Raw genomic sequence first — 23,706 nt, 5'->3', positions numbered from 1 at the left:
TTACAAGGCGGTTTAAAGGGCAAGGTCTTGCAGTTCGAGTACGAGCGGCGTGGGACCGGACAATTTTACCCGCTGCTGGGGTGCAAGCGACAGGGTCGCGCCTACGACGTCCGGGCTGATCGGCAGCTCGCCAGCATCCAGGTCCAGCAGGCACACCAGGGTCACGCTGGCCGGGCGGCCATAGTCGAACAGCTCGTTCATGGCGGCGCGGATGGTGCGGCCGCTCATCAGCACGTCGTCGATCAATACCAGGTGCTGGCCTTCGATCTCGAAGGGCAGGGCCGAAGGGCGCACTTGTGGGTGCAGGCCGTTCTGGCTGAAATCGTCGCGGTAGAAGGACACGTCCAGGGTGCCCAGAGGCGAATCGCTACCCAGTTCTTTCAGCAATGCCTGGGCCACCCACACGCCACCGGTGCGTATGCCGATAAAGCGCGGTTCGCTGATGGCACGGTGTTCCAGGTGCGCCTTGAGGCGTATCGCCATCTGGCTGATCAGTTCGGCAGGGTTCGGCAAGCTCATGGTGGCTCCTTGTTAAGTGTGTAGGAGCGAGCTTGCTCGCGAAAAACGTCAACGATAACGCGTGAAAACCTGCAAGTGCGCGGTGCCTGTGAGTTCTTCGCGAGCAAGCTCGCTCCTACAAAAACGGCATAGCAGCAAGCCGCGTCAGTCAGGATTCAAATAAAGCGGTGTTTTCATCCAGCCAACCCTGCAACAGCAAGGCGGCGGCGATGGCATCCACCGGGTTGTCGCGATAACTGCCCTTTTGCCCGCCACGGTCACGGCGCTCACCCTTGGCTTCAAAGGTGGTGAGCCGTTCGTCGTGGGTATAGAAGGGCAGGTTGTAGCGGCCATTGAGGCGGCGCGCGAACTTCTCGGCGCGCAGGCACATATCACTCGGGGTGCCATCCATGTTCAGGGGCAGGCCGACTACCACTGCGTCAGGCTTCCATTCTTTGATGAGGGCTTCGACCTGGTTCCAGTCCGGTACGCCGTTCTGGGCCTTGAGGGTGCACAGCTCGCGGGCCTGGCCGGTGATGACCTGGCCAACCGCTACGCCGATCTGTTTGGTGCCGTAGTCAAAACCGAGGATCAGACGCAAGGCCATCAGGCGTGCCCCGCCTGGCTGGTCAGCAGGCTGAGGTTGACCCGCAGCTTGGCTGCTGCCGCTTCCAGGCGCAGTTCGCTGGCGGTGTTGAACAGGATGTCAGCGTCGAACGGGCAGGTCAGCCAGGCATTGCTGGCCAGTTCGGCCTCCAGTTGACCGGCTTCCCAACCGGCGTAGCCCAGGGTGATCACACTTTGCTCAGGGCCGACGCCGTCGGCGATGGCGAACAGCACGTCCTGGGATGTGGACAGTGACACCCCCTCAAGGTCTACCGTGGCCTGGAACTTGGGCCCGGTGGGGTGCAGCACAAAACCGCGATCGGTCTGAACCGGCCCGCCGATGTAGATCGGTACGCCCTGGCAGCGCGCCGGCGGGTCGATTTCCGGGCGCAGTTGCTCAAGGATATCGGCCAGGTTCAGCTCCTGCGGGCGGTTGACCACCAGCCCCATGGCACCATTGGCCGTGTGCTCGACGATGTAGGTCAAGGTCTGCGCAAAGTTCGGGTCGGCCATATGGGGCATGGCGATCAGGAATTGGTGCTTGAGGTAGGTCGGGCTGACGTTTTTCATGTCCGCTAGTGTGGCGTTGGAGGGACGAACTGACAAGTGCGGGCGCGAGCCTGGTCGCGGAGCGTGGGAACGATCTGTGCGATCAGTTGCTGGACAACCGGTCGCCCTTGGCGAACCGCCAGGTGCGGATGATTTCCAGGCGGTCCACGTCGTTCAAGTCGCCGCTGAACGGCGCAAAAGGCGCGGCCAGACGCACGATACGTTGCGCGGCCTGGTCCAGCAGCGGCTGGCCGGAGGACTCCAGCACCTGCACTTCATACAGCGAGCCGTCACGGTTGATCGACACCAGTAAGCGCAAATTGCCATAAATCTGCTGGCGCCGCGCCTCGTCCGGGTAATTGAGGTTACCGATACGTTCGACCTTCTTGCGCCACTCGTCCTTATACCAGGCGCCTTTGTCGCGCATGGTCGAGGCCGCGTTCAGGCGGTAGATGCGCGGGCGTTTGGCATACAGCTGTTGTTCATGGGCCAGTTCGGCTTCCAGGCTGGAAATTTCGTCGGACAGCGTCGAGCTGTCGAACGTCGGCGCAGGTTTCACCGGTTCGGGCTTGGGTTCGGTCTTGGCCTTTTCGCGCTGGGTCGGGGCTTTTTGCGGCTTGGGCGCCACGGTGGTTACCGCAGCCTTGGGCGCGGCCTGCTTGACCTCGGGCTTGGGCGCCGGCGGCGGGGTGACCTTCTTGACCTGATTGTCGTGGAAGGGCGCCACTTCGGTGGTCTTGGGCACGGCTTTCTTGTCGAGGGTGCCGCTGCCCTGCTGGTTGTCCTGGGCGAGAAAGTCAGCCTTTTCGGGCTTCTTTTCGCTCTTGAACGTGGCGAGGGTGATTTCCAGGGTCTTGGTGATCTGCTTGGGTTCGACCAGGGTGAACCCCACGCCCAGGAGCAGGGCGAGGTGAATCAGCGCAGCGAGGAACAGGGTAAAACCGAGACGATCAGCCGGGCGCACGCCGCTATGGGTGAATTCGGGGGGCAGATCGGACGGAGGGGGCATAAAAAACCAACATCGCGTGTTTCGTGGTTCGGCATGATAACGCAATGTTGGTTTTTAGCTTCAAGCTACAAGTTACAAGCTGCAAGCTTTGGCTCGGTCGGCCTTAAGCTTGCGGCTTGGCGCTTGTAACTTGCAGCTTTTCGGCAATCACGGCCATCAACATTTCACCTATATTGGTGCCGAAAGCATTGTCGATCTCGCGAATACAGGTCGGGCTGGTGACGTTGATTTCAGTGAGGTTCTCACCAATTACGTCGAGTCCGACAAACAGCAGGCCTTTTTCCCGCAGGGTCGGGCCGACTTGAGCGGCGATCCAGCGGTCCTTGTCCGACAACGGCCGCGCTTCACCGCGACCACCGGCGGCCAGGTTGCCACGGGTCTCGCCGGCTGCCGGGATACGCGCCAGGCAATAATCCACCGGCTCGCCGTCGATCATCAGGATGCGCTTGTCACCGTCCTTGATCGCCGGCAGGTAGGCCTGGCCCATGATCTGCTGGGTGCCCAGGGCGGTCAGGGTTTCGAGGATCACCGACAGGTTCGGGTCGCCGGCGCGGTGACGGAAGATCGAGGTGCCGCCCATGCCGTCCAGCGGCTTGAGGATCACATCGCCATGCTTGGCGGCGAATTCACGCAGTACATCGGCGCGGCGGCTGACCACGGTCGGTGGCGTGCACTGCGGGAACAGGGTGGCGAACAGCTTTTCATTGCAGTCGCGCAGGCTCTGCGGTTTGTTGACGATCAACACGCCAGCCCGTTCGGCCTGCTCCAGCAGGTAGGTGGAATACACAAACTCCATGTCGAACGGCGGGTCCTTGCGCATCAGGATCACGTCGAGGTCGCTCAGCGGGCTGTCGATTTCATCCGAAAGCTCGAACCACTTCTCGGGGTTGGCGAACACCTGCAGCGGGCGCATGCGTGCGCGGGCCTCGCCGTCACCCTGGTAAAGGTCGCGCTGCTCCATATAGAACAAGGTCCAGCCGCGGGCCTGGGCGGCCAGGAGCATGGCCAGCGAACTGTCCTTTTTATAGGAAATGCTGGCGATAGGGTCCATGACAATGCCGACGCGAACGCTCATGGGGGATTTCCTCTAGCAAATTGGGGCGCATAAAAGTGGCGTCAGAGTGGCGCTGCGGCTGTTGTGGGTCAAGGAAAAACCACTGGGCGGGTGCCTCGATAGATTGCGCCAGGAGACTGTGCTAAAAAGGCTGGCACAGCGCAGCAGCCCTTGAATTCCAAGGCTTGCGGCGTTCATCCTGTGCAACATCAGGCAGTACACACCGAAAACCGATTCGCTGTGGCGATGGTAGAGCAGATATGGAACAGCATTCCAACGCCTTGAAGGTGATGGTGATCGACGATTCGAAAACGATCCGCCGCACCGCCGAGACGCTGTTGAAGAACATGGGGTGCGAGGTCATCACGGCGATCGACGGTTTCGACGCCCTGGCCCGTATTGTCGATCATCACCCGCACATTATCTTTGTCGACATCATGATGCCGCGCCTGGATGGCTACCAGACCTGCGCCCTGGTGAAGAACAACCCGGCGTTCAAGTCGATCCCGGTGATCATGCTGTCTTCCAAGGACGGCCTGTTCGACAAGGCCAAGGGGCGCATCGTGGGTGTCGATCAGTTTTTGACCAAGCCTTTCAGCAAGGAAGAACTGCTGGGGGCGATCAAGGCCTATGTGCCTGGGTTCGCCGCAGTAGAACAAGCACACTGACGCCGCCTCACGAGGGCCGGCGCCGACCAATGTAGCGGGGAAAACCATGGCACGTGTTCTGATCGTCGACGATTCGCCGACTGAAATGTACAAACTCACCGGCATGCTGGAAAAGCATGGCCACCAGGTGCTCAAAGCCGAAAACGGCGCGGACGGCGTAGCCCTGGCCCGCCAGGAAAAGCCCGACGCGGTGCTGATGGATATCGTGATGCCCGGCCTCAACGGCTTCCAGGCCACGCGCCAATTGTCCAAGGAGCCGGAAACCAACGGTATCCCGATCATCATCATCACCACCAAAGATCAGGAAACCGACAAGATCTGGGGCGCACGCCAGGGCGCCAAGGACTACCTGACCAAGCCTGTGGATGAAGAAACCCTGATTGCCACCCTGAACAAGGTGCTGGCCGGCTAAGGCTTGCGATCATGACCGAGTCGCAAACCGCCTTCGAGCTGCTGCTGGACATCGACCGCCGCTGCCGCTTGCTGGCCGCGGACCTGCCGTCCCAGGAAACGCGCCTGCAACGCTGGAGCGGCATCGCCTTTCGCGTAGGGCCAAACGCCTACGTGGCGCCCATGGGCGAAGTCGCCGAGGTGTTGCATGAGCCACGTTGCACCTTGATGCCGGGGGTCAAGCCCTGGGTCAAAGGCGTGGCCAACCTGCGCGGGCGCTTGCTGCCGGTGATGGACCTGGGCGGGTTCCTTGACCTTGAGTTGTCCAAGGCGCGCAAGCAACGGCGGGTGCTGGTGGTGGAGTTCAACGACCTGTTTGTCGGGCTGCTGGTAGATGAGGTGGTAGGCATGCAGCATTTCCCATTGGACGCCTGGGTGGCGAGCACCGCCTCAAACGCGCCGTTTATTCAGGGCCAGTTCGACGGCGACCCGCCGTGGCAAGTCTTCAGCCCCTTCGCCCTGGCCCAGGCCCCTGGCTTCATGGATGTTGCCGCATGAGCACCGCTACCACGCCCAAACCCCAGGCCGCTTCGCGCAGCCGTTCGCAGATCATCGTGCTGTTTATCGCCTTGATCGTGTTCATCATGTTGCTGTTCGCCAACTTCGCGTACCTCAACACCCAGTCCACCTACGACAAACAGTACATTGGCCACGCCGGTGAGCTGCGCGTGCTGTCCCAGCGCATTGCCAAGAACGCCACCGAAGCAGCCGCCGGGAAAGCGGCGGCGTTCAAGCTGCTGGGCGATGCGCGCAACGATTTTGCCCAGCGCTGGGGCTACCTGAAAAAAGGTGACCCGCAAACCGGCTTGCCGGCGGCGCCCAGTGCGGTACGCGCCGAAATGCGGGCAGTGCAGACCGACTGGGAGGCGCTGCTGAAAAACACCGACGCCATCCTCGCCAGCGAGCAGACTGTGTTGTCATTGCACCAGGTGGCGGCGACCCTGGCCGAAACCGTGCCGCAACTGCAGATCGAGTCGGAAAAGGTCGTGGATAGCCTGCTGCAACGCGGCGCCCCGGCCAGCCAGGTGGCCTTGGCCCAACGCCAGTCGCTGCTGGCCGAACGTATCCTGGGGGCGGTCAACACGGTGCTGGCGGGGGATGAAACCGCGGTGCAGGCCGCCGATGCTTTCGGCCGCGATGCCAACCGTTTTGGCGTGGTGCTCAATGGCATGCTCAACGGCAACCCGGGGTTGCGTATCACCCAGGTCGAAGACCCGGACGCCCGGGCGCGGCTGGCGGACATTGCCGAGCTGTTCGAATTTGTCTCCGGCTCCGTGGATGAAATTCTCGAGACCTCGCCGCAGTTGTTCCAGGTGCGCGCCTCGGCGAGCCATATTTTCAACCTGTCGCAAACCCTGCTCGATGAAGCCTCGCACCTGGCCACCGGTTTTGAAAACCTCGCCAGCGGGCGCAGTTTAGACACCATCGGCGGTTACGTGCTGGGCTTGCTGGCGCTGGCCTCGATCATCCTGATCGGCCTGGTCATGGTGCGCGAGACCAACCGCCAACTGCATGAAACCGCGCAGAAGAACGAGCGCAACCAGAACGCGATCATGCGCCTGCTGGATGAAATCGAAGACCTGGCCGACGGCGACCTTACCGTCACCGCCTCGGTCACCGAAGACTTTACCGGCACCATCGCAGACTCCATCAACTATTCCGTGGACCAACTGCGCGATCTGGTCGCCACCATCAACCTCACTGCCGGGCAGGTCGCCGGCGCGGTGCAGGACACCCAGGCCACCGCGATGCACCTGGCCCAGGCGTCGGAGCATCAGGCCCAGCAGATTGCCGAAGCGTCTACCGCCATCAACCAGATGGCGCAGTCCATCGACCAGGTATCGGCCAACGCGGCCGAATCCTCGGCGGTAGCTGAACGTTCGGTAGAGATCGCCAATAAAGGCAACGAGGTGGTGCACAACACCATCCACGGCATGGACAACATTCGCGAACAGATCCAGGACACCGCCAAGCGCATCAAGCGCCTGGGCGAGTCGTCCCAGGAAATTGGCGACATCATCAGCCTGATCGACGACATCGCCGACCAGACCAACATCCTCGCCCTCAACGCCGCGATCCAGGCCAGCATGGCCGGTGACGCCGGGCGCGGCTTTGCGGTGGTGGCCGATGAAGTGCAACGGCTGGCCGAACGCTCCTCGGCGGCCACCCGGCAGATCGAAACCCTGGTGCGCACCATCCAGGCCGACACCAACGAAGCGGTGATCTCCATGGAGCAGACCACCACCGAAGTGGTGCGCGGCGCACGCCTGGCCCAGGACGCCGGGGTGGCGCTGGAAGAGATCGAAGGCGTGTCCAAAACCCTGGCGGCGCTGATTCAGAGTATTTCCAACGCGGCGCAGCAACAGACCTCATCGGCGGGGCAGATTTCCCTGACCATGAACGTGATCCAGCAGATCACCACGCAGACTTCGTCGGGTTCCACCGCCACCGCTGAGAGCATTGGTAACCTGGCGAAGATGGCCAGCCAGTTGCGCAGGTCGGTGTCGGGTTTCACCTTGCCGCCGCCCAAGCAAGTCGATGATTGAAATACGACCTGAACAACACCACAGTCCAACTGTGGGAGCTGGCTTGCCTGCGATAGCGGTCTGTCAGATACAGATATAGTGCTGACCCACCGCTATCGCAGGCAAGCCAGCTCCCCCATAGGATCTCCATTGTTTGTGAGATACCAGCAACTCATGAATTCTAAGCGGAGCAGTTATGGTTGATCGGCACGACTACGTGGCCCTCGAATGGGTCAAGGGCGATATTGCCGAAACCCTGAAACAGGCCCGGTCGGCCCTGGACGCGTACGTTGAAACCCATGACGACGACGCCCTCAACGAATGCCTGGCCGGTATCCACCAGGTGCATGGCGCGCTGCAAATGGTCGAGTTCTACGGCGCGGCGCTGCTAGCCGAAGAGATCGAAGAACTGGCCGTGGCGCTCCAGGCCGGGCACGTCGGCCAGCGCGATGAAAGTATCCGCCTGCTGCAACAAGCCCTCGGCCAACTGCCGCTGTACCTCGACCGCGTGCACAGTGCCCGCCGCGACTTGCCGCTGGTGGTGCTGCCGCTGCTCAACGACCTGCGCAGCGCCCGTGGTGAAAGCCTGCTATCGGAAACCAGCCTGTTCAGCCCGCAACTGCTATCGATCGAGCCGTTGCCTGAGCAAGCCCTGGCCCAACGGGCAATGCCGGATCTGCATGAACAGTTGCGCCAATGGCGCCACCTGCTGCAACAAGCCCTCGCCGGGTTGCTGCGTGAAGACCACGGCCCCAGCAACCTGGAAGACATGGCGCGGGTGTTCGCACGCCTCGAAGCGCTGTGCCAGGGGGCGCCGCTGCTGCCGTTGTGGCAGGTCACCTCGGCGCTGGTCGAAGGCATGCTCACCGGCGTGGTCGCCAACAGCCCGGCGCTGCGCAGCCTGCTCAAGGCCAGCGACAAGCAACTCAAGCGCTTGCTGGTTCAAGGCATTAATGGCATCAACCAGCCGGCGCCGGATGAGTTGCTCAAGAGCCTGTTGTTCTACGTCGCCAAAGTCACCCGGCCGACGCCGCGTATGCAAAGCCTGAAGGAACGCTACGGCTTGGACGAAGCCTTGCCCGACAGCGCCGTGGTCGATGCTGAACGTGCACGGCTGGCCGGGCCGGATCGCAATGCCATGGGCTCGGTACTCGGGGCGTTGTGTGAGGAGCTGGTGCGGGTCAAGGAACGCCTGGATCTGTTCGTGCGCAGTGATCGCCAGCACACCCAGGACCTCGACCCGTTGCTGGCGCCGTTGCGGCAGATCGCCGATACCCTCGCGGTGCTGGGTTTCGGTCAGCCGCGCAAAGTGATCATCGACCAACTCGCGGTGGTGTTGAGCCTGGTCCAGGGGCAGCGCGAACCCAATGACGCGGTGTTGATGGATGTGGCCGGCGCGTTGCTCTATGTCGAAGCGACGTTGGCCGGGATGATCGGCACCGTCGAACCGCAAAGCCGTGAAGACAGCCGCTTGCCCACCACCGACCTGACCCAGATCCATCAGCTGGTGATTCGCGAGTCGTGCCAGTGCCTGCGCCAAGCCAAGGAGCTGGTGATCGACTGCATCGAGGCCGATTGGGACCGCCAGCGCCTGGAGTCCTTGCCCGAGCTGTTGAGCCAGGTACGCGGTGCCCTGGCGATGATTCCTCTGCCGCGTGCGGCGAGTTTGATGCGCGGTTGCACCGACTACGTCGATGAGCAGTTGATGGTCAATGACGGCGCCCCTTCGGCGGCACAACTGGGGCATTTCGCCGAGGTGGTCAGCAGTCTGGAGTATTACCTCGAACGCATGCTTCAAGACCCTGACGCGGCGGGCGAAAAAGTGCTGGAACTGGCCACCCAGGGCTTGAATGCATTGGGCTACCTGCCGGTGGAAAAACCCTGGCGCCAGGCCCTGGCTGCGCCCGAGGGGGCGTTGACCTCCGAGGCTGCACCCAGCCAGTCCCAATTCGATGCGCTGGCCAGCCCGACATCACGTCTCAACCCTCCGGCCTTGCAGCGTCCGGGCAGCCTGTTGCCGCCGCCGGCGGGTGAAGAACCGATTGACGATGAGCTGCGCGAAGTCTTCCTGGAAGAAACCGATGAAGTCCTCGACGTGTTGCATCGCTACCTGCCCGACAGCGCGGACAAAACCGCCCAGGGCGAAATGCGCCGCGCCTTCCATACCCTCAAGGGCAGCGGCCGCATGGTGCGCGCCCTGGTGCTGGCCGAGCTGGCCTGGGCCGTGGAGAACCTGCTCAATCGCGTGCTGGAACGCAGCGTAGTCCTTGGCCCTGAGGTGCAGCAGGTGTTGGATGAGGCCGTGGCCTTGCTGCCGGAGCTGATCGCCGATTTTGCTACTGACGACCAACGCCAGCGCGATGAAGTCGATGCCCTGGCCGCCCGTGCCCATGCCCTGGCCAGTGGCGCCACCACGTCGGCCCCCGAGCCCCATGACCCGATGCTGCTGGAGATTTTCCGCAACGAAGCCCAGGGCCATCTGGACAGCCTCGAGCACTTTCTGCAACAGGCCGCCGAGCAGGTGCCGCTGCAGGTCAGCGATGAACTGCAACGCGCCTTGCACACCCTCAAGGGCAGCGCCTACATGGCCGGTGTGTTGCCCATCGCCGAACTGGCGCGCCCGCTGGATCACCTCACCCGTGAATACAAGGCCCACCGTCTGCCGCTGGACAAGGACGAAGTGGCGTTGCTACTTGAAGCACAAGGTCTGTTCCAGCGCGGCCTGCGAGACCTAGACACCGATCCCCTGGCGCCGATCAACGGCGCGGCCGACCTGATCAGCCGCACCCAACGCCTGCTGGACCATCAACTCGCCGCCTTGCTCGACGCGCCCACGACCGGCCTGCGCGTCAAGCGTGACCCGCACTTGATCACCAGCTTCCTGGCCCAGGGCATGGACATCCTGCTCGACGCCGAAAGCCTGCTGCGTCGCTGGCAGCAACACCCCGGCGACCGTCAGGAACTCACGGCGTTGCTGGACGAGCTGACCACCCTGGGCGAGGGCGCGCACCTTGCCGATCTGCATCCTATCGACGCGTTGTGCGAAGCCTTGCTCGACCTGTATGGCGCGGTGGAAGAAAGCAGCCTGGCGGTCAGCGCCCGCTTCTTCCATGAGGCCGAACAGGCCCATGACGCGCTGATCAACATGCTCGACCAGTTGGCCGCCGGCCAGGAAATCAGCCCCGCGCCCGCACGGCTGCAGGCGTTGCGCGAGTTGCTCGATGAAGCACTGGACCCGTCGGCCACGGGCCTGATCAAAAGCGACGGCAGCCGTGCCCTGAGTATCGCCGAGTTGGGCGCGGCCACTGCGCAGTTGGATCACGCAACGGCGATGGACGACGAAATTGTCGAGATCTTCCTTGAAGAAGCCGTAGACATCCTCGACAGCGTCGGCCAGTCGCTCAAGCGCTGGCTGCTGGAACCCGAAAACGCCGCGCCCTTGTCCTCGTTGCAGCGGGACCTGCACACCCTCAAGGGCGGTGCGCGCATGGCCGAAATCGACCCGGTGGGCGACTTGGCCTACGAGCTCGAATGCGTTTATGGGGGGCTGGTGGACCGCCGTTACAGTTATTCCGTGGAGCTGTCCCAGGCACTGATGGCCAGCCACGAACGCTTGGCCCAACAGTTGGATGAACTGCAACAGCAGCAACCCTTGAGTGACGGCGCCGAGCTGGTCGAAAGGCTGCGCGAATTGCGCCAGGCCAGCAGCCCGGCAGCGCCGGTTGCGGTGGCGCCAGCCTCGGGTGCCGACCCGGAATTGCTGGATATTTTCCTTGAAGAAGCTACCGATATCCTCGACAGCTCAGGCAGCGCGCTTTTGCGCTGGCAGGCCGAGCCGGGCAATCGCCAGGAAGTGGAAACCCTGCTGCGTGACCTGCACACCCTCAAGGGCGGTGCGCGCATGGTCGAGATCGGGCCAATCGGCGATCTGGCCCATGAGCTGGAATTTCTCTACGAAGGGCTGTCCGCCGGTTTGCTCGCGCCGACCCCTGAATTGTTCGCACTGCTGCAAGGTTGCCATGACCGCCTGGCGCAGATGATCGACGCCGTGGCCGAGGGGTTGCCGGTGGGCTCGGTGGATAAACTGATCGAGCGCATCAAGAGCCTGGTGCACCCCAGTGATGAGCCGGTTACACCCGTGGCACTGCCGACGGGTAAGGCCGAAGCGGTCGCCGATCCGGCTGCCGACATGGTGAAAATTTCTGCTGACTTGCTCGATGACCTGGTCAACCTCGCCGGCGAAACCTCGATCTTCCGTGGCCGTATCGAGCAGCAAGTCAAGGATGCGCGCGTTGCCTTGAATGAGATGGAAACCACCATCGAGCGCATGCGCGACCAACTGCGCCGGCTCGACAGCGAAACCCAGGGCCGCCTCCTGAGCCGTCAGCAGGCCGAGGCCGAACGCCTGGGCTACGAAGAATTCGACCCGCTGGAAATGGACCGCCACTCGCAGCTGCAACAGCTGGCCCGTGCGCTGTCCGAATCTGCCTCCGACCTGCTCGACCTCAAGGACACCCTCGAGCGCCGCAACCAGGATGCCCACAACCTGCTGCAGCAGCAGGCGCGTATCAACACCGAATTGCAGGAAGGCCTGATGCGCACGCGCATGGTGCCTTTCGAGCGCATGTTGCCACGACTCAAACGCATCGTGCGGCAAGTGGCGGGGGAGTTGGGCAAAGACGTGGAGTTCATCGTCGGCAATGCCGAAGGCGAGATGGACCGCAATGTGCTGGAGCGCATGGCAGCGCCCTTGGAGCATATGCTGCGCAACGCCGTCGACCACGGCCTGGAATCGCGCGAAGTGCGGCTGGCGGCGGGTAAGCCGGAGAAGGGCCGCATCACCCTGGACCTGACCCACGAAGGCGGCGACATCGTCTTCGACATGCGTGACGACGGCGCGGGTGTGCCCCTTGAGGCGGTGCGGCGCAAGGCGATCAAGCGCGGCTTGCTCGCGCCCCATCAAGAGATCAGCGACCGTGACGTGTTGCAGTTCATCCTGCAGCCGGGCTTTTCCACCGCCGAAAAAATTACCCAGATTTCCGGGCGCGGCGTGGGCATGGACGTGGTGCATGAAGAAGTGCGCCAGCTCGGCGGCTCCATGGTGATCGACTCGACGCCGGGCATGGGCGTGCATTTTCGCATTCGCCTGCCGTTTACCGTGTCGGTCAATCGTGCGCTGATGGTGCACTGCGCGGACGACCAATACGCGATCCCTCTCAACACCATCGAAGGCCTGGTGCGCGTGCTGCCCCACGAATTGGCCGGGCACTACCAGCAAGACCCGCCGCACTATGAATACGCCGGCCAGCGCTACGAGTTGTTCTACTTAGGCGACCTGCTGCACACCGCCAGCCGCCCGAAACTACTGGGTCAGTACCAGCCTGTGCCGGTGCTGCTGGTGCACTGCAATGAACGCCGCGTGGCGGTGCACGTGGATGCCATGGCCGGTACCCGCGAGATTGTGGTCAAGGGCCTGGGGCCGCAGTTCTCCGGGGTGCAGGGCGTGACCGGCGCGACCATCCTGGGCGACGGCCATGTGGTGCTGATCATCGACCTGCTGGCGCACATCCGCGCCCGGCAACCGGCCTTGCCGGCGCAGGCGGTGGATGCGCCGCTGATCCTCAACGACCCGCTGAAAAAACGCCCGCTGCTGGTACTGGTGGTGGACGACTCGGTCACCGTACGCAAAGTCACCAGCCGCCTGCTGGAGCGCAACGGCATGAACGTGCTCACCGCCAAGGATGGGATCGATGCCCTTGCCATCCTGGAAGAGCACACCCCGGACCTGATGCTGCTCGACATCGAAATGCCGCGCATGGACGGCTTCGAAGTGGCCATTCAGATACGCAACGACCCACGCCTGATGCGCTTGCCGATCATCATGATCACCTCACGCACCGGCCAGAAACACCGCGACCGCGCCATGGCCATTGGCGTCAACGACTACCTCGGCAAGCCGTACCAAGAGTCGGTGCTGCTGGAAAGCATCGCCTATTGGAGCAAGTCCCATGCTTGAACACCGCACCAGCCAACTCACCGGCCTGCTACTGCCCCTGGCCGACCGCCACCTGGTGCTGCCCAACGTTGCCGTGGCCGAACTGATCGACTTCCAGCGCGGCGAACCGGCCAGCGATGCACCGCCGTGGTACCTGCGGCAGGTCACGTGGCGTGATCGGCAGATTCCGCTGATCAGCTTTGAAGCGGCCTGCGGCGAGGCCAGCATGACGGGCGAGCGCTCGCGCATTGTGGTGTTGAATGCACTGGGTGGGCGACCGACATTGAAGTTCATTGCGCTGGTGATCCAGGGCATTCCGCGTTCGTACAAGCTCGACAGCGAATTGAGCTACGTGGACGTGCCCCTGTGCCCGCTGGAACTGGCGGCGGTGCAAGTGGGCGAGCAGGTGGCGAAAGTGCCGGATTTGATGGGGCTTGAAGCGTTGTTGGTGGAGTCCGGCCTGGCCTGATCCTGAGCCCTATGAAGATCTACTGTGGGAGCTGGCTTGCCTGCGATAGCGGTGTTTCAGTCACTGCATCAAACACTGACCCAACGCCATCGCAGGCAAGCCAGCTCCCACACTGAGCTGTGCTCATCTCCAGGTCTCAATCAATCCGCGCAAACCGTTCAATCACTGGCTGCTCCCGGTGCTCGGCCTGCCATAAGTCATAAGCACTTTGCATCGACAACCATAACTGGGCGGTACTCACGCCCGCCCGCTCCAACCGAACGGCAAGGTCCGGGCTGACCGGGGCGTGGCCATGCAGGATCCTTGAAAAAGTCTCACGGGCGAAACCAAGGCGTCGCGCCATCTCGGTAATGGTGATGCCCAAGGCAGGGATCACATCTTCAAGCAGGATCTCACCTGGGTGAGGTGGATTGTGCATGGGCATGGAGGTGGTTCCGAAGGTAATAGGCATTCAGTCAAGAAGGCTAGGGAGGCCAGTTCCGAGAGACAACCTTAAAACAATGTATGAATTTTCCTGCGGACCTCTATTGTGGCGAGGGCGCTTGTTGCTGGGCCTTCGGATTTTTCCTGCAAGATTTTGGGCTATGCATGAACTTGTGGTGGAGAGGTCCGCACGCCTAGTCTTCGCTCCGTCATCGCAAAAAAACGGTGACACGGACGTGCAAGTCCGACGAAACCTGTTTAGGCGCGCAAAACGCCTAGAACCCAAGGCGTTCCTTAATGAGACATACAGGAACCGCATACCATGTCGAACTCTTCCTCATCCAACCTCTTCACCGTAAACCCCCACCAAAACACCGAAACCCTGCTGGTCAATGCCAGCGAAACCCTGTCCTCCCTCAACGCACTCACCTGCAACCTGGCCTTCGACCTGGACACTTCCCAGCGCGCCATCATGCTGGGGATTCAGCAAATGGCAGAGTTGGGGCAGTTGCTGGTCGATAGAGCGCTGGAGCAAGTCAGCCCATCGCCAGCAACTTGAAACGGTCCCAAAAAGGGACTGATCGTTCCCTCTTTGGGACCGCTATCTAACCAACACCACCGACCAATGTGGGAGCTGGCTTGCCTGCGATAGCGGCCTGTCAGTCAACATCTCAGTAGCTGACCTACAGCTATCGCAGGCAAGCCAGCTCCCACGCTGAGCAGCGCTCATCTCCAGGTCAATCAATCCGCACAAACCGCTCAATTACTGGGTGATATATCGGAATAGGATGGAGTTGCTGTAGGCGAGTTCTGAATTTGGAATAGGCGGGTTTTCAGGCCGCAGTGGAGTGGCTAGTTTCTGCACTCCTCACTGCCAGCAAGGACTCGCAAATGGCCGTACCGTTAATGCCGCCCGGTGTTTCAATTCTTGAAAACATGGCGATCTCCAACTGCAAGCGCATTCATCTCAAGCCCGGCTCGGCATTCGCCTATTCCTGGTTTTACTCCCAGGTCCGTGCGGCCGGCCCTTGGAACTACAAGAAGCAGGGGCGTCAGTACGAAGCTTTTGGTAACTTCAATTACGGTGCCACGGGCACGGTGCTGGGCATTCCCGAAAATGTGTTGCTGCGAGCCGCCGGTGTGGCTCAAACCATCGCCAGAACGACTCGTCCGGATTTTGGATCATGGTGGGGCGGTGAGCCTTTTGGTGATGACCCACGGGACCAATATTGGATAAGAAGAGGTATCGAATATGCCATTTCGCAAGGTCACTAAGCGCCTCATACCTGTTCTGCGTAATTGCCTGCTTGTGATCTGCCTGATCTATATCGGCGGCAGTTGGGTCCTGTCGCCCGGAACACCGGACCTGGATGAAGTGGTGTTGAAGCATTCCCTGGGCAACGGTATGTCGATCTATGGTGCGCGAGATGGCCAAGGTGGCGCGACGGTGGGGTTTTCCTACAGGTACTACGTGCATAAGGATTTGGGAAGTGATCAGGAAATACTCAGCGCATTAGTGTCGGCCCCTCCTTTTCTCAAAACAAAAGAGCCCGATGTTCAAGTCAATAATGAGGGTGGTGCCCTGCAGCTGGTTATTCAGGGAGAAGTGTATGAGTACCACAGCTATGCGCTGGAGGGCCTGGGGAAGGTCAAGGTGATGATGGTGTTGTGATGGGCTAGCGCTCAGATTTTTCCTGCAAGATGTCGGGCTGTGCATGAGCTTGTTGTGATTGATCATCGCGCCTAGTCTTCGTCCCGTAATCGCACCCACCTGCAACCTGGCCTTCGACCTGGACACTTCCCAGCGCGCCATCATGCTGGGGATCCAGCAAATGGCAGAGTTGGGGCAGTTGCTGGTCGATAGAGCGCTGGAGCAAGTCAGCCCATCGCCAGCAACTTGAAACGGTCCCAAAAAGGGACTGATCGTTCCCTCTTTGGGACCGCTATCTAACCAACACCACCGACCCATGTGGGAGCTGGCTTGCCTGCGATAGCGGCCTGTCAGTCAACATCTCAGTAGCTGACCTACCGCCATCGCAGGCAAGCCAGCTCCCACAGTTTGTTCTTCATTACTCCAGGCGTAACGGTTCGTCCTCCAGCTTGATTGATGCCCTTGCGCTTCACTCCTAAGGTAAGCCCCACGACAGCAAACCCCGTGGAGCGACCATGACAACAACCATCACCCCCGACTCGCGCTGGACGCGGCGGCGCGACGAGAAGCAGCGGCGGCTCGGGCTGGTCAAAAAATACGCAGACGGGGCGGTGTTGCCCAGTGACAAGATCGTCGAGGCCCTGGAGGCCTTGATACTCCCCGGCGACCGCGTGGTGCTGGAGGGCAACAACCAGAAGCAGGCCGATTTCCTCTCGCGTTCCCTGGCCAAGGCCGACCCGGGCAAGCTCCACGATTTGCACATGATCATGCCCAGCGTCGGCCGTTCCGAGCACTTGGACCTGTTTGAAAAGGGCATCGCCCGCAAGCTGGATTTCTCTTTCGCCGGCACCCAATCCCTGCGCATCAGCCAGTTACTGGAAGACGGCCTGCTGGAAATCGGCGCGATCCATACCTACATCGAACTCTACGCACGGCTGGTGGTGGACCTGATCCCCAACGTGGTGCTCTCGGCGGGTTTCATGGCCGACCGCGCCGGCAACATCTACACCGGCGCCAGCACCGAAGATACCCCGGCGTTGATCGAACCTGCCGCCTTCAGCGATGGCATCGTCATCGTGCAGGTCAACCAGTTGGTGGATGACGTCACCGACTTGCCCCGCGTCGACATCCCCGCGAGCTGGGTGGATTTCGTGGTGGTGGCCGACAAGCCGTTCTACATCGAACCGCTGTTCACCCGCGACCCACGCCATATCAAGCCGGTGCATGTGCTGATGGCGATGATGGCGATCCGTGGCATCTACGAAAAACACAACGTGCAGTCGCTCAACCATGGTATCGGCTTCAACACCGCCGCCATCGAATTGATCCTGCCCACCTACGGCGAATCCCTGGGTCTGAAAGGCAAGATCTGCCGCAACTGGACCCTCAACCCGCACCCCACATTGATCCCAGCGATTGAAAGCGGTTGGGTGGAGAGCGTGCATTGCTTCGGCACCGAACTGGGCATGGAAAACTACATTGCCGCTCGCCCGGATGTGTTCTTCACCGGCCGCGATGGTTCGATGCGCTCCAACCGCATGTTCTGCCAACTCGCCGGCCAATACGCCGTGGACCTGTTTATCGGCGCCACTCTGCAAGTGGATGGCGACGGGCATTCCAGCACCGTGACCCGAGGCCGCCTCGCCGGTTTTGGTGGTGCGCCGAACATGGGCCACGACCCACGCGGCCGCCGCCATGGCACCCCAGCCTGGTTGGATATGCGCCACGACGATGCGCCTGAGGCCTTGCTTGAACGCGGCAAAAAACTCGTAGTGCAGATGGTCGAGACCTTCCAGGAGGGCGGCAAACCCACCTTCGTCGACACCCTCGACGCGGTGGAAGTGGCGCGCAAAAGCGGCATGCCCCTGGCGCCCATCATGATCTACGGCGACGACGTTACCCACTTGCTCACCGAAGAAGGCATCGCCTACCTGTACAAGGCACGCTCCCTGGAAGAACGCCAAGCAATGATCGCCGCCGTCGCCGGGGTGACCGCTATCGGCCTGCGCCACAACCCCAAGGACACTGCGCGCATGCGTCGCGAAGGTTTGATTGCCTTGCCCGAAGACTTGGGTATTCGCCGCACCGACGCCACCCGCGAGTTGTTGGCCGCCAAGAGCGTGGCCGATCTGGTGGAGTGGTCCGGTGGCTTGTACAACCCGCCCGCCAAATTCAGGAGCTGGTAAATGCGCGCGCTCAAACTGCATGAACTCAGCCTGGCCGATCGCCTCGCGGATATGGCCGTCGATGCGCTGATCGATGAAGCCGACCTGTCGCCCAAGCCTGCGCTGGTGGACCGGCGTGGCAACGGCGCCCACCGGGATTTGCACCTGGGGCTGATGCACGCCTCGGCGCTGTCGCTGTGGCCGATGTTCAAGGAAATGGCCGAGGCCGCGCTCGATATTGGCGAAGTCGGCCTGCCGTTGCGCGAAGCGCTCGGGCGTATTGGCCGGGAAGGCGAGCAGGCCATGCTCGCCACCACCCAGGGCGTGAACACCCATCGCGGTGCGATCTGGGCGCTGGGCTTGCTCACTGCTGCGGCGGCCCTGGAGCCCCGCACCATAACCCTGACCGCCGCCAAGTTGGCCCTGCTCAACGACCGCTTCGCCCCGCAGCCCATGAGCCATGGTGCCCAGGTTGCGCAGCGCTACGGCGCACGCGGTGCCCGTGAAGAAGCCCAGCTCGGCTTCCCTTCGGTGACTCAACGCGGCCTGCCGCAACTGCACAAGAGCCGCCGCGAAAACGCCGGTGAGCAGAACGCTCGCCTGGATGCCTTGCTGGCGATCATGACGGACCTGGCGGACACCTGCGTGCTCTACCGCGCCGGTACCCAAGGCCTGGTCGCCATGCAACAGGGCGCCCAGGCCGTGCTCGACGCCGGTGGCAGCGCAACCCTCGCGGGGCGTCGCCAACTGCATGAGTTGGACCTGCAACTGCTGGCCTTGAATGCCTCCCCCGGTGGCGCCGCCGACCTGTTGGCCGCCTGCCTGTTTATCGACCGCCTCGACGGAGCGTTGTGATGCAAACCCTATCCTTTGAATTCCCCGCCGGGCAGCCCCCCAAAGGCCGCGCACTGGTGGGTTGCGTCGGCTCGGGCGACCTGGAAGTACTGCTGGAACCGGGCACGCCCGGCACCCTGACCATTCAGGTGCAAACCTCAGTCAATGGCGCGCAGCAACGCTGGCAGCACCTGTTCGAACGCATCTTTCAGGAGCAGACGCCCCCGGCCCTGAACATTGATATCCACGACTTCGGCGCCACGCCCGGTGTGGTGCGCTTGCGCCTGGAGCAAGGTTTCGAGGAGATCGGCCATGACTGACTTACTCGCCAAACACAGCTTTGTGGAGCTCGGTGCCCGGCAGCGCGCCAAGGCGCTGTTGGATGCGGGCACCTTCCGCGAGTTGATCGACCCGTTCCAGCGAATCATGTCGCCGTGGCTCAGCCGCCAAGGCGTGGTGCCCCAAGCCGATGACGGGGTGGTCATCGCCAAGGGCAGCATCGGCGCCAAGCCCGTGGTGATTGCCGCGATCGAAGGCAATTTCCAGGGCGGCAGCCTGGGTGAAGTCGGCGGCGCAAAAATCGCGGGCGCCTTGGAACTGGCCGCCGAAGACAACCGCAACGGCATCCCCACCTGCGCCGTTCTGCTGCTGGAAACGGGCGGCGTGCGCTTGCAGGAAGCCAACCTCGGCTTGGCCGCGATTGCCGATATCCACGCGGCGATTGTCGACCTGCGCCAGTTCCAGCCAGTGATCGGCGTGGTGGCCGGCAGTGTCGGTTGCTTTGGGGGCATGTCCATCGCGGCCGGGTTGTGCAGTTACCTGGTGGTCACTCGCGAAGCACGCCTGGGCTTGAATGGCCCACAAGTGATCGAACAGGAGGCGGGCCTGGAGGAATACGACTCCCGCGACCGCCCCTTTATCTGGAGCCTTACCGGTGGCGAGCAGCGCTTCAACAGTGGCTTGGCCGACCGTTATGTGGCGGACGATATCGCGCAGATCCAGCAGACCGTCAGCACGCTGTTGCAGCAAGGTGTGCCCGCACAACCCCGCAGCCGGCGCGCTGATTTCTACCTGGCGCGCCTGGCCGAACTGGACACCACGGCGCAGATCGAGCCGGCGGCGGTTCGCGCGCTGTATCAGGGAGAACGCTCATGAGAGGCTTGCAGTGGTTCAACGCGTTGAGCGCCAACGCAACGCCCGTTGAGGGTTTGCCGGGCTCATTGAAAGTGGCGGACGGAGTATTGGTTGAACAGGCGGTGCGCTATATCGCCGTGGTTCCCGACCCGCACAACCGCTTCCCCCGCGCCCGCCATGGCGAAGTCGGCCTGCTGGAAGGCTGGGGCTTGGCCAAAGCGGTGGACGAAGCCATCGCCCGGGGTGACAAGCGTCCCATCATCGCCATCGTCGATGTACCCAGCCAAGCCTATGGCCGTCGCGAAGAAGCCCTTGGCATTCATCAGGCCCTCGCCGCCGCTGCTGACAGCTACGCTCGCGCTCGGCTCGCCGGCCACCCGGTGATCGCCCTGCTGGTGGGCAAGGCCATGTCGGGTGCGTTTCTCGCTCACGGTTACCAGGCCAATCGCCTGATCTCCCTGCGCGACCCTGGCGTGATGGTGCATGCCATGGGCAAGGCCTCGGCGGCACGGGTGACCTTGCGCAGCGTCGAAGAGCTGGAAGCCCTGGCCGCCAGCGTGCCGCCGATGGCCTATGACATCGACAGCTATGCCAGCCTGGGTTTGCTGTGGGAGACGCTGACAGTCACCCAGATTGACCAGCCCACGGCGGATGACGTGGCGCGGGTTCGCGATTGCCTGGTGCAGGCGGTCAAGGATATCGGCAGCACCGACTTGAGTTCACGCCTCGGCGCGACCAACCGGGCCGCCTCCAGCCACGTGCGCCAGCTGTTGCGGGAGCAATGGTGAACGCCCATGACTTGCTCTGGGGCATGACCCTGGCGCATCTGCCTGCCGATGCCCCGGCCTGGGTGCGGGACGCGATCCGTGCAGGGCATCCGGTGGTGGTGCGGCGCGCCATCGCCGAGCCGGACTATGTGGCGGTCGGGGTGCGTGGGCGTTTGCGTGAGCAGCGTTTTGCCGCCCAGATGCCTGCGGCAGCGGTGCAGCGGCGGGTGGCGCCGCAAGCTTTGCGAGAGGTGCTCTCATCACGGGATTTACCGGCGCTGCGGGCCCTCGATCAACTGCGCCCGATGCTGGCGCAGCAAGACTGGGGCGTCAGCGGCAGTGCCGGGTTTGAATTGGCCAGTGGCATTGAAGCGCTGCATGCCCAAAGTGACCTGGATTTGATTCTGTGCACGCCCAAGCCCCTGGACCGTGGCGAGGCGCGAGCGCTGTTGGCGATCCTGGACACCGCGCCCTGCGCCGTCGACCTGCAACTGCAAACTCCTTTCGGCGCCGTCGCCTTGCGCGAATGGGCCGGCTCCTCACGCCGTGTGTTGCTCAAGACCATCAGCGGAGCGCACCTTGTGCTCGACCCTTGGCAGGCCGTGGCATGAGCAGCCTTCTGGTGTTTCCGGGGCAGGGCGCCCAACGCAGCGGCATGCTCCAAGCGTTGCCCGCCGACATTGTGCAAGAGGCCAGTGATGCACTGGGTGAAGACGTTCGTCTGCTCGACTCGGCGCAGGCGCTGGAGTCGACGCGGGCTGTGCAGCTGTGCCTGCTGATCGCCGGCGTGGCCCATGCCCGGCAATTGGCGTGCACGCCGGATTACGTGGCGGGCCTGTCCATTGGCGCCTACCCAGCCGCGGTGATCGCCGGCTCCCTGGGTTTTGCTGATGCGATAAAACTGGTCAGCCTGCGTGGCGAATTGATGCAGCAGGCTTATCCACAAGGCTACGGCATGACCGCGCTGATCGGCCCTGACCTGTCCAGTGTCGAAGCCCTGCTGGCGGATATCCACAGCCCGCAAACGCCGGTGTACCTGGCCAATATCAATGCCGATAACCAGACCGTCATCGCCGGCAGCAACGAAGCGATGAAGCGGGTTGCCGAGCGCATCAAAGGCAACGGCGTCGCCAAGCGCCTGGCTGTCAGCGTGCCGTCCCATTGCCCATTGCTGGAGCAACCCGCCCAGGCTCTGTTCCAAGCCTTCGTCCCGCTCAAGGCGCCGCGCATCACTTACCTGAGCAGCACCCGCGCGCGGCCTATCCACAACCCCGAACACCTGCGTGACGACCTGGCCTTCAATATGTGCCGCGTCGTCGATTGGCGCGGCACGGTGCAAAGCGCCTACGAGCGCGGTGTGCGCCTGCAAATCGAGCTGCCTCCGGGCGCGGTGCTCACCGGTCTATCACGCCGGGTGTTTGAACAAGGCACGGTGATCGCCTGCGAAGGCGCCCGCCTGGATACCTTGCAGGCCCTGCTGCAAGAGGAGGAACGCCGCCACCGATAACGCAGTACCCAAGGCTTTCGAAGCACAAAAACAACAATTTCGAACGAGCACTTTGAGGACAACAACCATGATTATCTACGGTGTGGCTTTTTTGGCGTTCTGCACGTTGGCAGGGCTGTTTGTGGGTGAACTGCTGGGCAAGCTGCTGGGTATCCCGGCCAACGTCGGCGGCGTGGGTATCGCCATGCTGCTGTTGATCGGCCTGGGCAGCTACCTGAGCAAACGCGGCCTGTTTACCGGTAAATCAGAGCAAGGCGTGAGTTTCTGGGCGGCGGTGTATATCCCGATTGTGGTGGCGATGGCTGCCCAGCAAAACGTGTATGGCGCCATCAGCGGTGGGCCGATGGCGATTCTGGCCGGGACCCTCGCCGTGGTGCTTGGCTTTGCCCTGGTGCCCGTGCTGGTGCGTATCGGTAACCGCGAGCCGGTTGCGCCTGTTCCCACCAAAGAAGCCGGGTGATCGCCATGTACGAATCGATGATGAAAGTGATCACCGGCTACGGCTTGATCAGTGGTTTTGCCGTGATCGGCCTGACCATGTGGGTGTCCTATTGGATCTCCGATACCTTCACCAAGGGCCGCCTGCATGGTTCGGCCATTGCCATTCTGCTGGGGTTGGCGCTGTCGTATGTGGGCGGTGCGTTTACCGGTGGTTCCAAGGGGGTGGTGGACATTCCGCTGTTGTCGGGCATCGGCCTGCTCGGTGGTGCGATGCTGCGGGACTTTGCCATTGTCGCCACGGCGTTTGGCGTGAGTGTCGATGAGCTCAAACGCGCCGGCTTCGTGGGTGTGCTGGCGCTGTTTGTCGGCGTGGGCTCGTCGTTCGTTGCCGGGGTAGGGGTGGCGATGGCGTTCGGGTACACCGATGCGGTGAGCCTCACCACCATCGGCGCCGGGGCCGTGACCTATATCGTCGGCCCGGTGACCGGCGCGGCGATTGGGGCCAGCTCCGAGGTGATGGCGCTGTCCATTGCCGCGGGGTTGATCAAGGCCATTCTGGTGATGGTGATGACGCCGTTCGTGGCGCCGCTGATCGGGCTGAACAATCCACGCAGCGCGGTGATCTTCGGTGGCTTGATGGGCACCTCCAGCGGCGTGGCGGGCGGCTTGGCGGCGACTGATCCGAAGCTGGTGCCTTATGGGTGTTTGACGGCGGCGTTCTATACGGCGCTGGGGTGCTTGCTGGGGCCGTCGTTGTTGTTTTTGCTGATGCGTGGGTTGGTGGGCTGACAGGTCGGGCCTCATCGCAGCATAGGTATCTACACAACTTTGTGGGTTGCAACAGCAGACGGTAACCACGATGCGAAGCGAGCCGCTCTTGATCTTGATCTGCTCTTGATCTTAGGCGCCCCGTCAAACCACGCTGGCCGGAATTCGACAGGGATTTGGGGGGTAAACCGGC

At 62.4% G+C, this 23,706-nt stretch carries 25 protein-coding genes; 19 read left to right on the top strand and 6 right to left on the bottom strand.

The window, feature by feature from the left end:
- Positions 1 to 12: 12 nt before the first annotated feature.
- The 5 genes from pyrR to gshB all read right to left on the bottom strand — a co-directional run bounded on the left by pyrR (position 13) and on the right by gshB (position 3,737).
- Positions 13 to 519: a bifunctional pyr operon transcriptional regulator/uracil phosphoribosyltransferase PyrR gene (gene pyrR, locus DK871_RS02775; protein ID WP_161903901.1), complete on the bottom strand. Its 507-nt coding sequence runs from the start codon at positions 517 to 519 to the stop codon at positions 13 to 15.
- Positions 520 to 667: 148 nt separating this feature from the next.
- The gene (gene ruvX, locus DK871_RS02770) at positions 668 to 1,105 is read right to left on the bottom strand and encodes a Holliday junction resolvase RuvX (protein WP_003195067.1); all 438 of its coding nucleotides are present in this window, start codon (positions 1,103 to 1,105) and stop codon (positions 668 to 670) included.
- Positions 1,105 to 1,674: a YqgE/AlgH family protein gene (locus DK871_RS02765; RefSeq protein ID WP_017139445.1), complete on the bottom strand. Its 570-nt coding sequence runs from the start codon at positions 1,672 to 1,674 to the stop codon at positions 1,105 to 1,107. Before DK871_RS02765 ends, ruvX begins: the two co-directional genes overlap by 1 nt.
- Positions 1,675 to 1,756: 82 nt before the next feature.
- Complete coding sequence (locus DK871_RS02760) at positions 1,757 to 2,662, bottom strand: energy transducer TonB (RefSeq protein ID WP_161903900.1); 906 nt, start codon at positions 2,660 to 2,662, stop codon at positions 1,757 to 1,759.
- Positions 2,663 to 2,765: 103 nt separating this feature from the next.
- On the bottom strand, positions 2,766 to 3,737 hold the full coding sequence (gene gshB / locus DK871_RS02755; protein WP_161903899.1) for a glutathione synthase: 972 nt from the start codon (positions 3,735 to 3,737) through the stop codon (positions 2,766 to 2,768).
- A gap of 239 nt (positions 3,738 to 3,976) precedes the next feature.
- Here gshB and pilG point away from each other — a divergent pair, with 239 nt between their 5' ends.
- The 6 genes from pilG to DK871_RS02725 all read left to right on the top strand — a co-directional run bounded on the left by pilG (position 3,977) and on the right by DK871_RS02725 (position 13,823).
- Positions 3,977 to 4,384, top strand: a complete 408-nt coding sequence (gene pilG, locus DK871_RS02750; RefSeq protein ID WP_014720321.1) for a twitching motility response regulator PilG — start codon at positions 3,977 to 3,979, stop codon at positions 4,382 to 4,384.
- A gap of 46 nt (positions 4,385 to 4,430) precedes the next feature.
- Entirely contained in the window at positions 4,431 to 4,796 is a 366-nt protein-coding gene (gene pilH / locus DK871_RS02745; RefSeq protein WP_014720320.1) for a twitching motility response regulator PilH, read from the top strand.
- Between the two features lie 11 nt (positions 4,797 to 4,807).
- Complete coding sequence (locus DK871_RS02740) at positions 4,808 to 5,332, top strand: chemotaxis protein CheW (protein WP_161903898.1); 525 nt, start codon at positions 4,808 to 4,810, stop codon at positions 5,330 to 5,332.
- On the top strand, positions 5,329 to 7,380 hold the full coding sequence (locus DK871_RS02735) for a methyl-accepting chemotaxis protein (RefSeq protein WP_161903897.1): 2,052 nt from the start codon (positions 5,329 to 5,331) through the stop codon (positions 7,378 to 7,380). Before DK871_RS02740 ends, DK871_RS02735 begins: the two co-directional genes overlap by 4 nt.
- 175 nt (positions 7,381 to 7,555) lie before the next feature.
- On the top strand, positions 7,556 to 13,375 hold the full coding sequence (locus DK871_RS02730) for an Hpt domain-containing protein (RefSeq protein ID WP_161903896.1): 5,820 nt from the start codon (positions 7,556 to 7,558) through the stop codon (positions 13,373 to 13,375).
- The gene (locus DK871_RS02725) at positions 13,368 to 13,823 is read left to right on the top strand and encodes a chemotaxis protein CheW (RefSeq protein WP_003195048.1); all 456 of its coding nucleotides are present in this window, start codon (positions 13,368 to 13,370) and stop codon (positions 13,821 to 13,823) included. The genes DK871_RS02730 and DK871_RS02725 overlap by 8 nt, the downstream gene beginning before the upstream one ends.
- 136 nt (positions 13,824 to 13,959) lie before the next feature.
- Here the strand turns inward: DK871_RS02725 and DK871_RS02720 are convergent, their stop codons facing one another.
- A complete protein-coding gene (locus DK871_RS02720; RefSeq protein ID WP_032902283.1) occupies positions 13,960 to 14,247 on the bottom strand; it encodes a HigA family addiction module antitoxin in 288 nt (95 codons plus the stop codon).
- Between the two features lie 321 nt (positions 14,248 to 14,568).
- On the opposite strand from DK871_RS02720, the gene DK871_RS02715 reads away from it, so the two are divergent.
- The 13 genes from DK871_RS02715 (at position 14,569) to madM (ending at position 23,534) form a co-directional block, all read left to right on the top strand.
- A complete protein-coding gene (locus tag DK871_RS02715; RefSeq protein WP_161903895.1) occupies positions 14,569 to 14,805 on the top strand; it encodes a DUF6124 family protein in 237 nt (78 codons plus the stop codon).
- 332 nt (positions 14,806 to 15,137) lie between these two features.
- On the top strand, positions 15,138 to 15,521 hold the full coding sequence (locus tag DK871_RS02710) for a polymorphic toxin type 44 domain-containing protein (protein WP_122300980.1): 384 nt from the start codon (positions 15,138 to 15,140) through the stop codon (positions 15,519 to 15,521).
- Positions 15,499 to 15,918: a hypothetical protein gene (locus DK871_RS02705; RefSeq protein WP_060766835.1), complete on the top strand. Its 420-nt coding sequence runs from the start codon at positions 15,499 to 15,501 to the stop codon at positions 15,916 to 15,918. The genes DK871_RS02710 and DK871_RS02705 overlap by 23 nt, the downstream gene beginning before the upstream one ends.
- 58 nt (positions 15,919 to 15,976) lie before the next feature.
- Positions 15,977 to 16,147, top strand: a complete 171-nt coding sequence (locus tag DK871_RS02700) for a DUF6124 family protein (RefSeq protein ID WP_218581288.1) — start codon at positions 15,977 to 15,979, stop codon at positions 16,145 to 16,147.
- Between the two features lie 265 nt (positions 16,148 to 16,412).
- Complete coding sequence (gene mdcA, locus DK871_RS02695; RefSeq protein ID WP_003195038.1) at positions 16,413 to 18,083, top strand: malonate decarboxylase subunit alpha; 1,671 nt, start codon at positions 16,413 to 16,415, stop codon at positions 18,081 to 18,083.
- Positions 18,084 to 18,917 carry a triphosphoribosyl-dephospho-CoA synthase gene (locus tag DK871_RS02690; RefSeq protein ID WP_161903894.1) on the top strand — a complete coding sequence of 278 codons (834 nt, stop codon included), beginning with the start codon at positions 18,084 to 18,086 and terminating at the stop codon, positions 18,915 to 18,917.
- The gene (locus DK871_RS02685; protein WP_161903893.1) at positions 18,917 to 19,216 is read left to right on the top strand and encodes a malonate decarboxylase subunit delta; all 300 of its coding nucleotides are present in this window, start codon (positions 18,917 to 18,919) and stop codon (positions 19,214 to 19,216) included. The genes DK871_RS02690 and DK871_RS02685 overlap by 1 nt, the downstream gene beginning before the upstream one ends.
- Complete coding sequence (locus DK871_RS02680) at positions 19,209 to 20,051, top strand: biotin-independent malonate decarboxylase subunit beta (RefSeq protein WP_161903892.1); 843 nt, start codon at positions 19,209 to 19,211, stop codon at positions 20,049 to 20,051. The genes DK871_RS02685 and DK871_RS02680 overlap by 8 nt, the downstream gene beginning before the upstream one ends.
- Positions 20,048 to 20,818, top strand: a complete 771-nt coding sequence (gene mdcE / locus DK871_RS02675; RefSeq protein WP_161903891.1) for a biotin-independent malonate decarboxylase subunit gamma — start codon at positions 20,048 to 20,050, stop codon at positions 20,816 to 20,818. Before DK871_RS02680 ends, mdcE begins: the two co-directional genes overlap by 4 nt.
- Entirely contained in the window at positions 20,812 to 21,408 is a 597-nt protein-coding gene (locus DK871_RS02670) for a malonate decarboxylase holo-ACP synthase (protein ID WP_161903890.1), read from the top strand. Before mdcE ends, DK871_RS02670 begins: the two co-directional genes overlap by 7 nt.
- Entirely contained in the window at positions 21,405 to 22,304 is a 900-nt protein-coding gene (gene mdcH / locus DK871_RS02665; protein ID WP_161903889.1) for a malonate decarboxylase subunit epsilon, read from the top strand. Before DK871_RS02670 ends, mdcH begins: the two co-directional genes overlap by 4 nt.
- Before the next feature lie 67 nt (positions 22,305 to 22,371).
- The gene (madL, locus tag DK871_RS02660) at positions 22,372 to 22,764 is read left to right on the top strand and encodes a malonate transporter subunit MadL (protein ID WP_032894763.1); all 393 of its coding nucleotides are present in this window, start codon (positions 22,372 to 22,374) and stop codon (positions 22,762 to 22,764) included.
- A gap of 5 nt (positions 22,765 to 22,769) precedes the next feature.
- A complete protein-coding gene (gene madM / locus DK871_RS02655; RefSeq protein WP_032897715.1) occupies positions 22,770 to 23,534 on the top strand; it encodes a malonate transporter subunit MadM in 765 nt (254 codons plus the stop codon).
- The last annotated feature ends 172 nt before the right edge of the window (positions 23,535 to 23,706 follow it).

The organism is Pseudomonas sp. L13, assembly GCF_009935965.1.
Lineage (GTDB): Bacteria > Pseudomonadota > Gammaproteobacteria > Pseudomonadales > Pseudomonadaceae > Aquipseudomonas > Aquipseudomonas lactis.
Note: the sequence above shows the minus strand (reverse complement) of the source record. Positions and strands in the feature narration are given on the sequence as shown.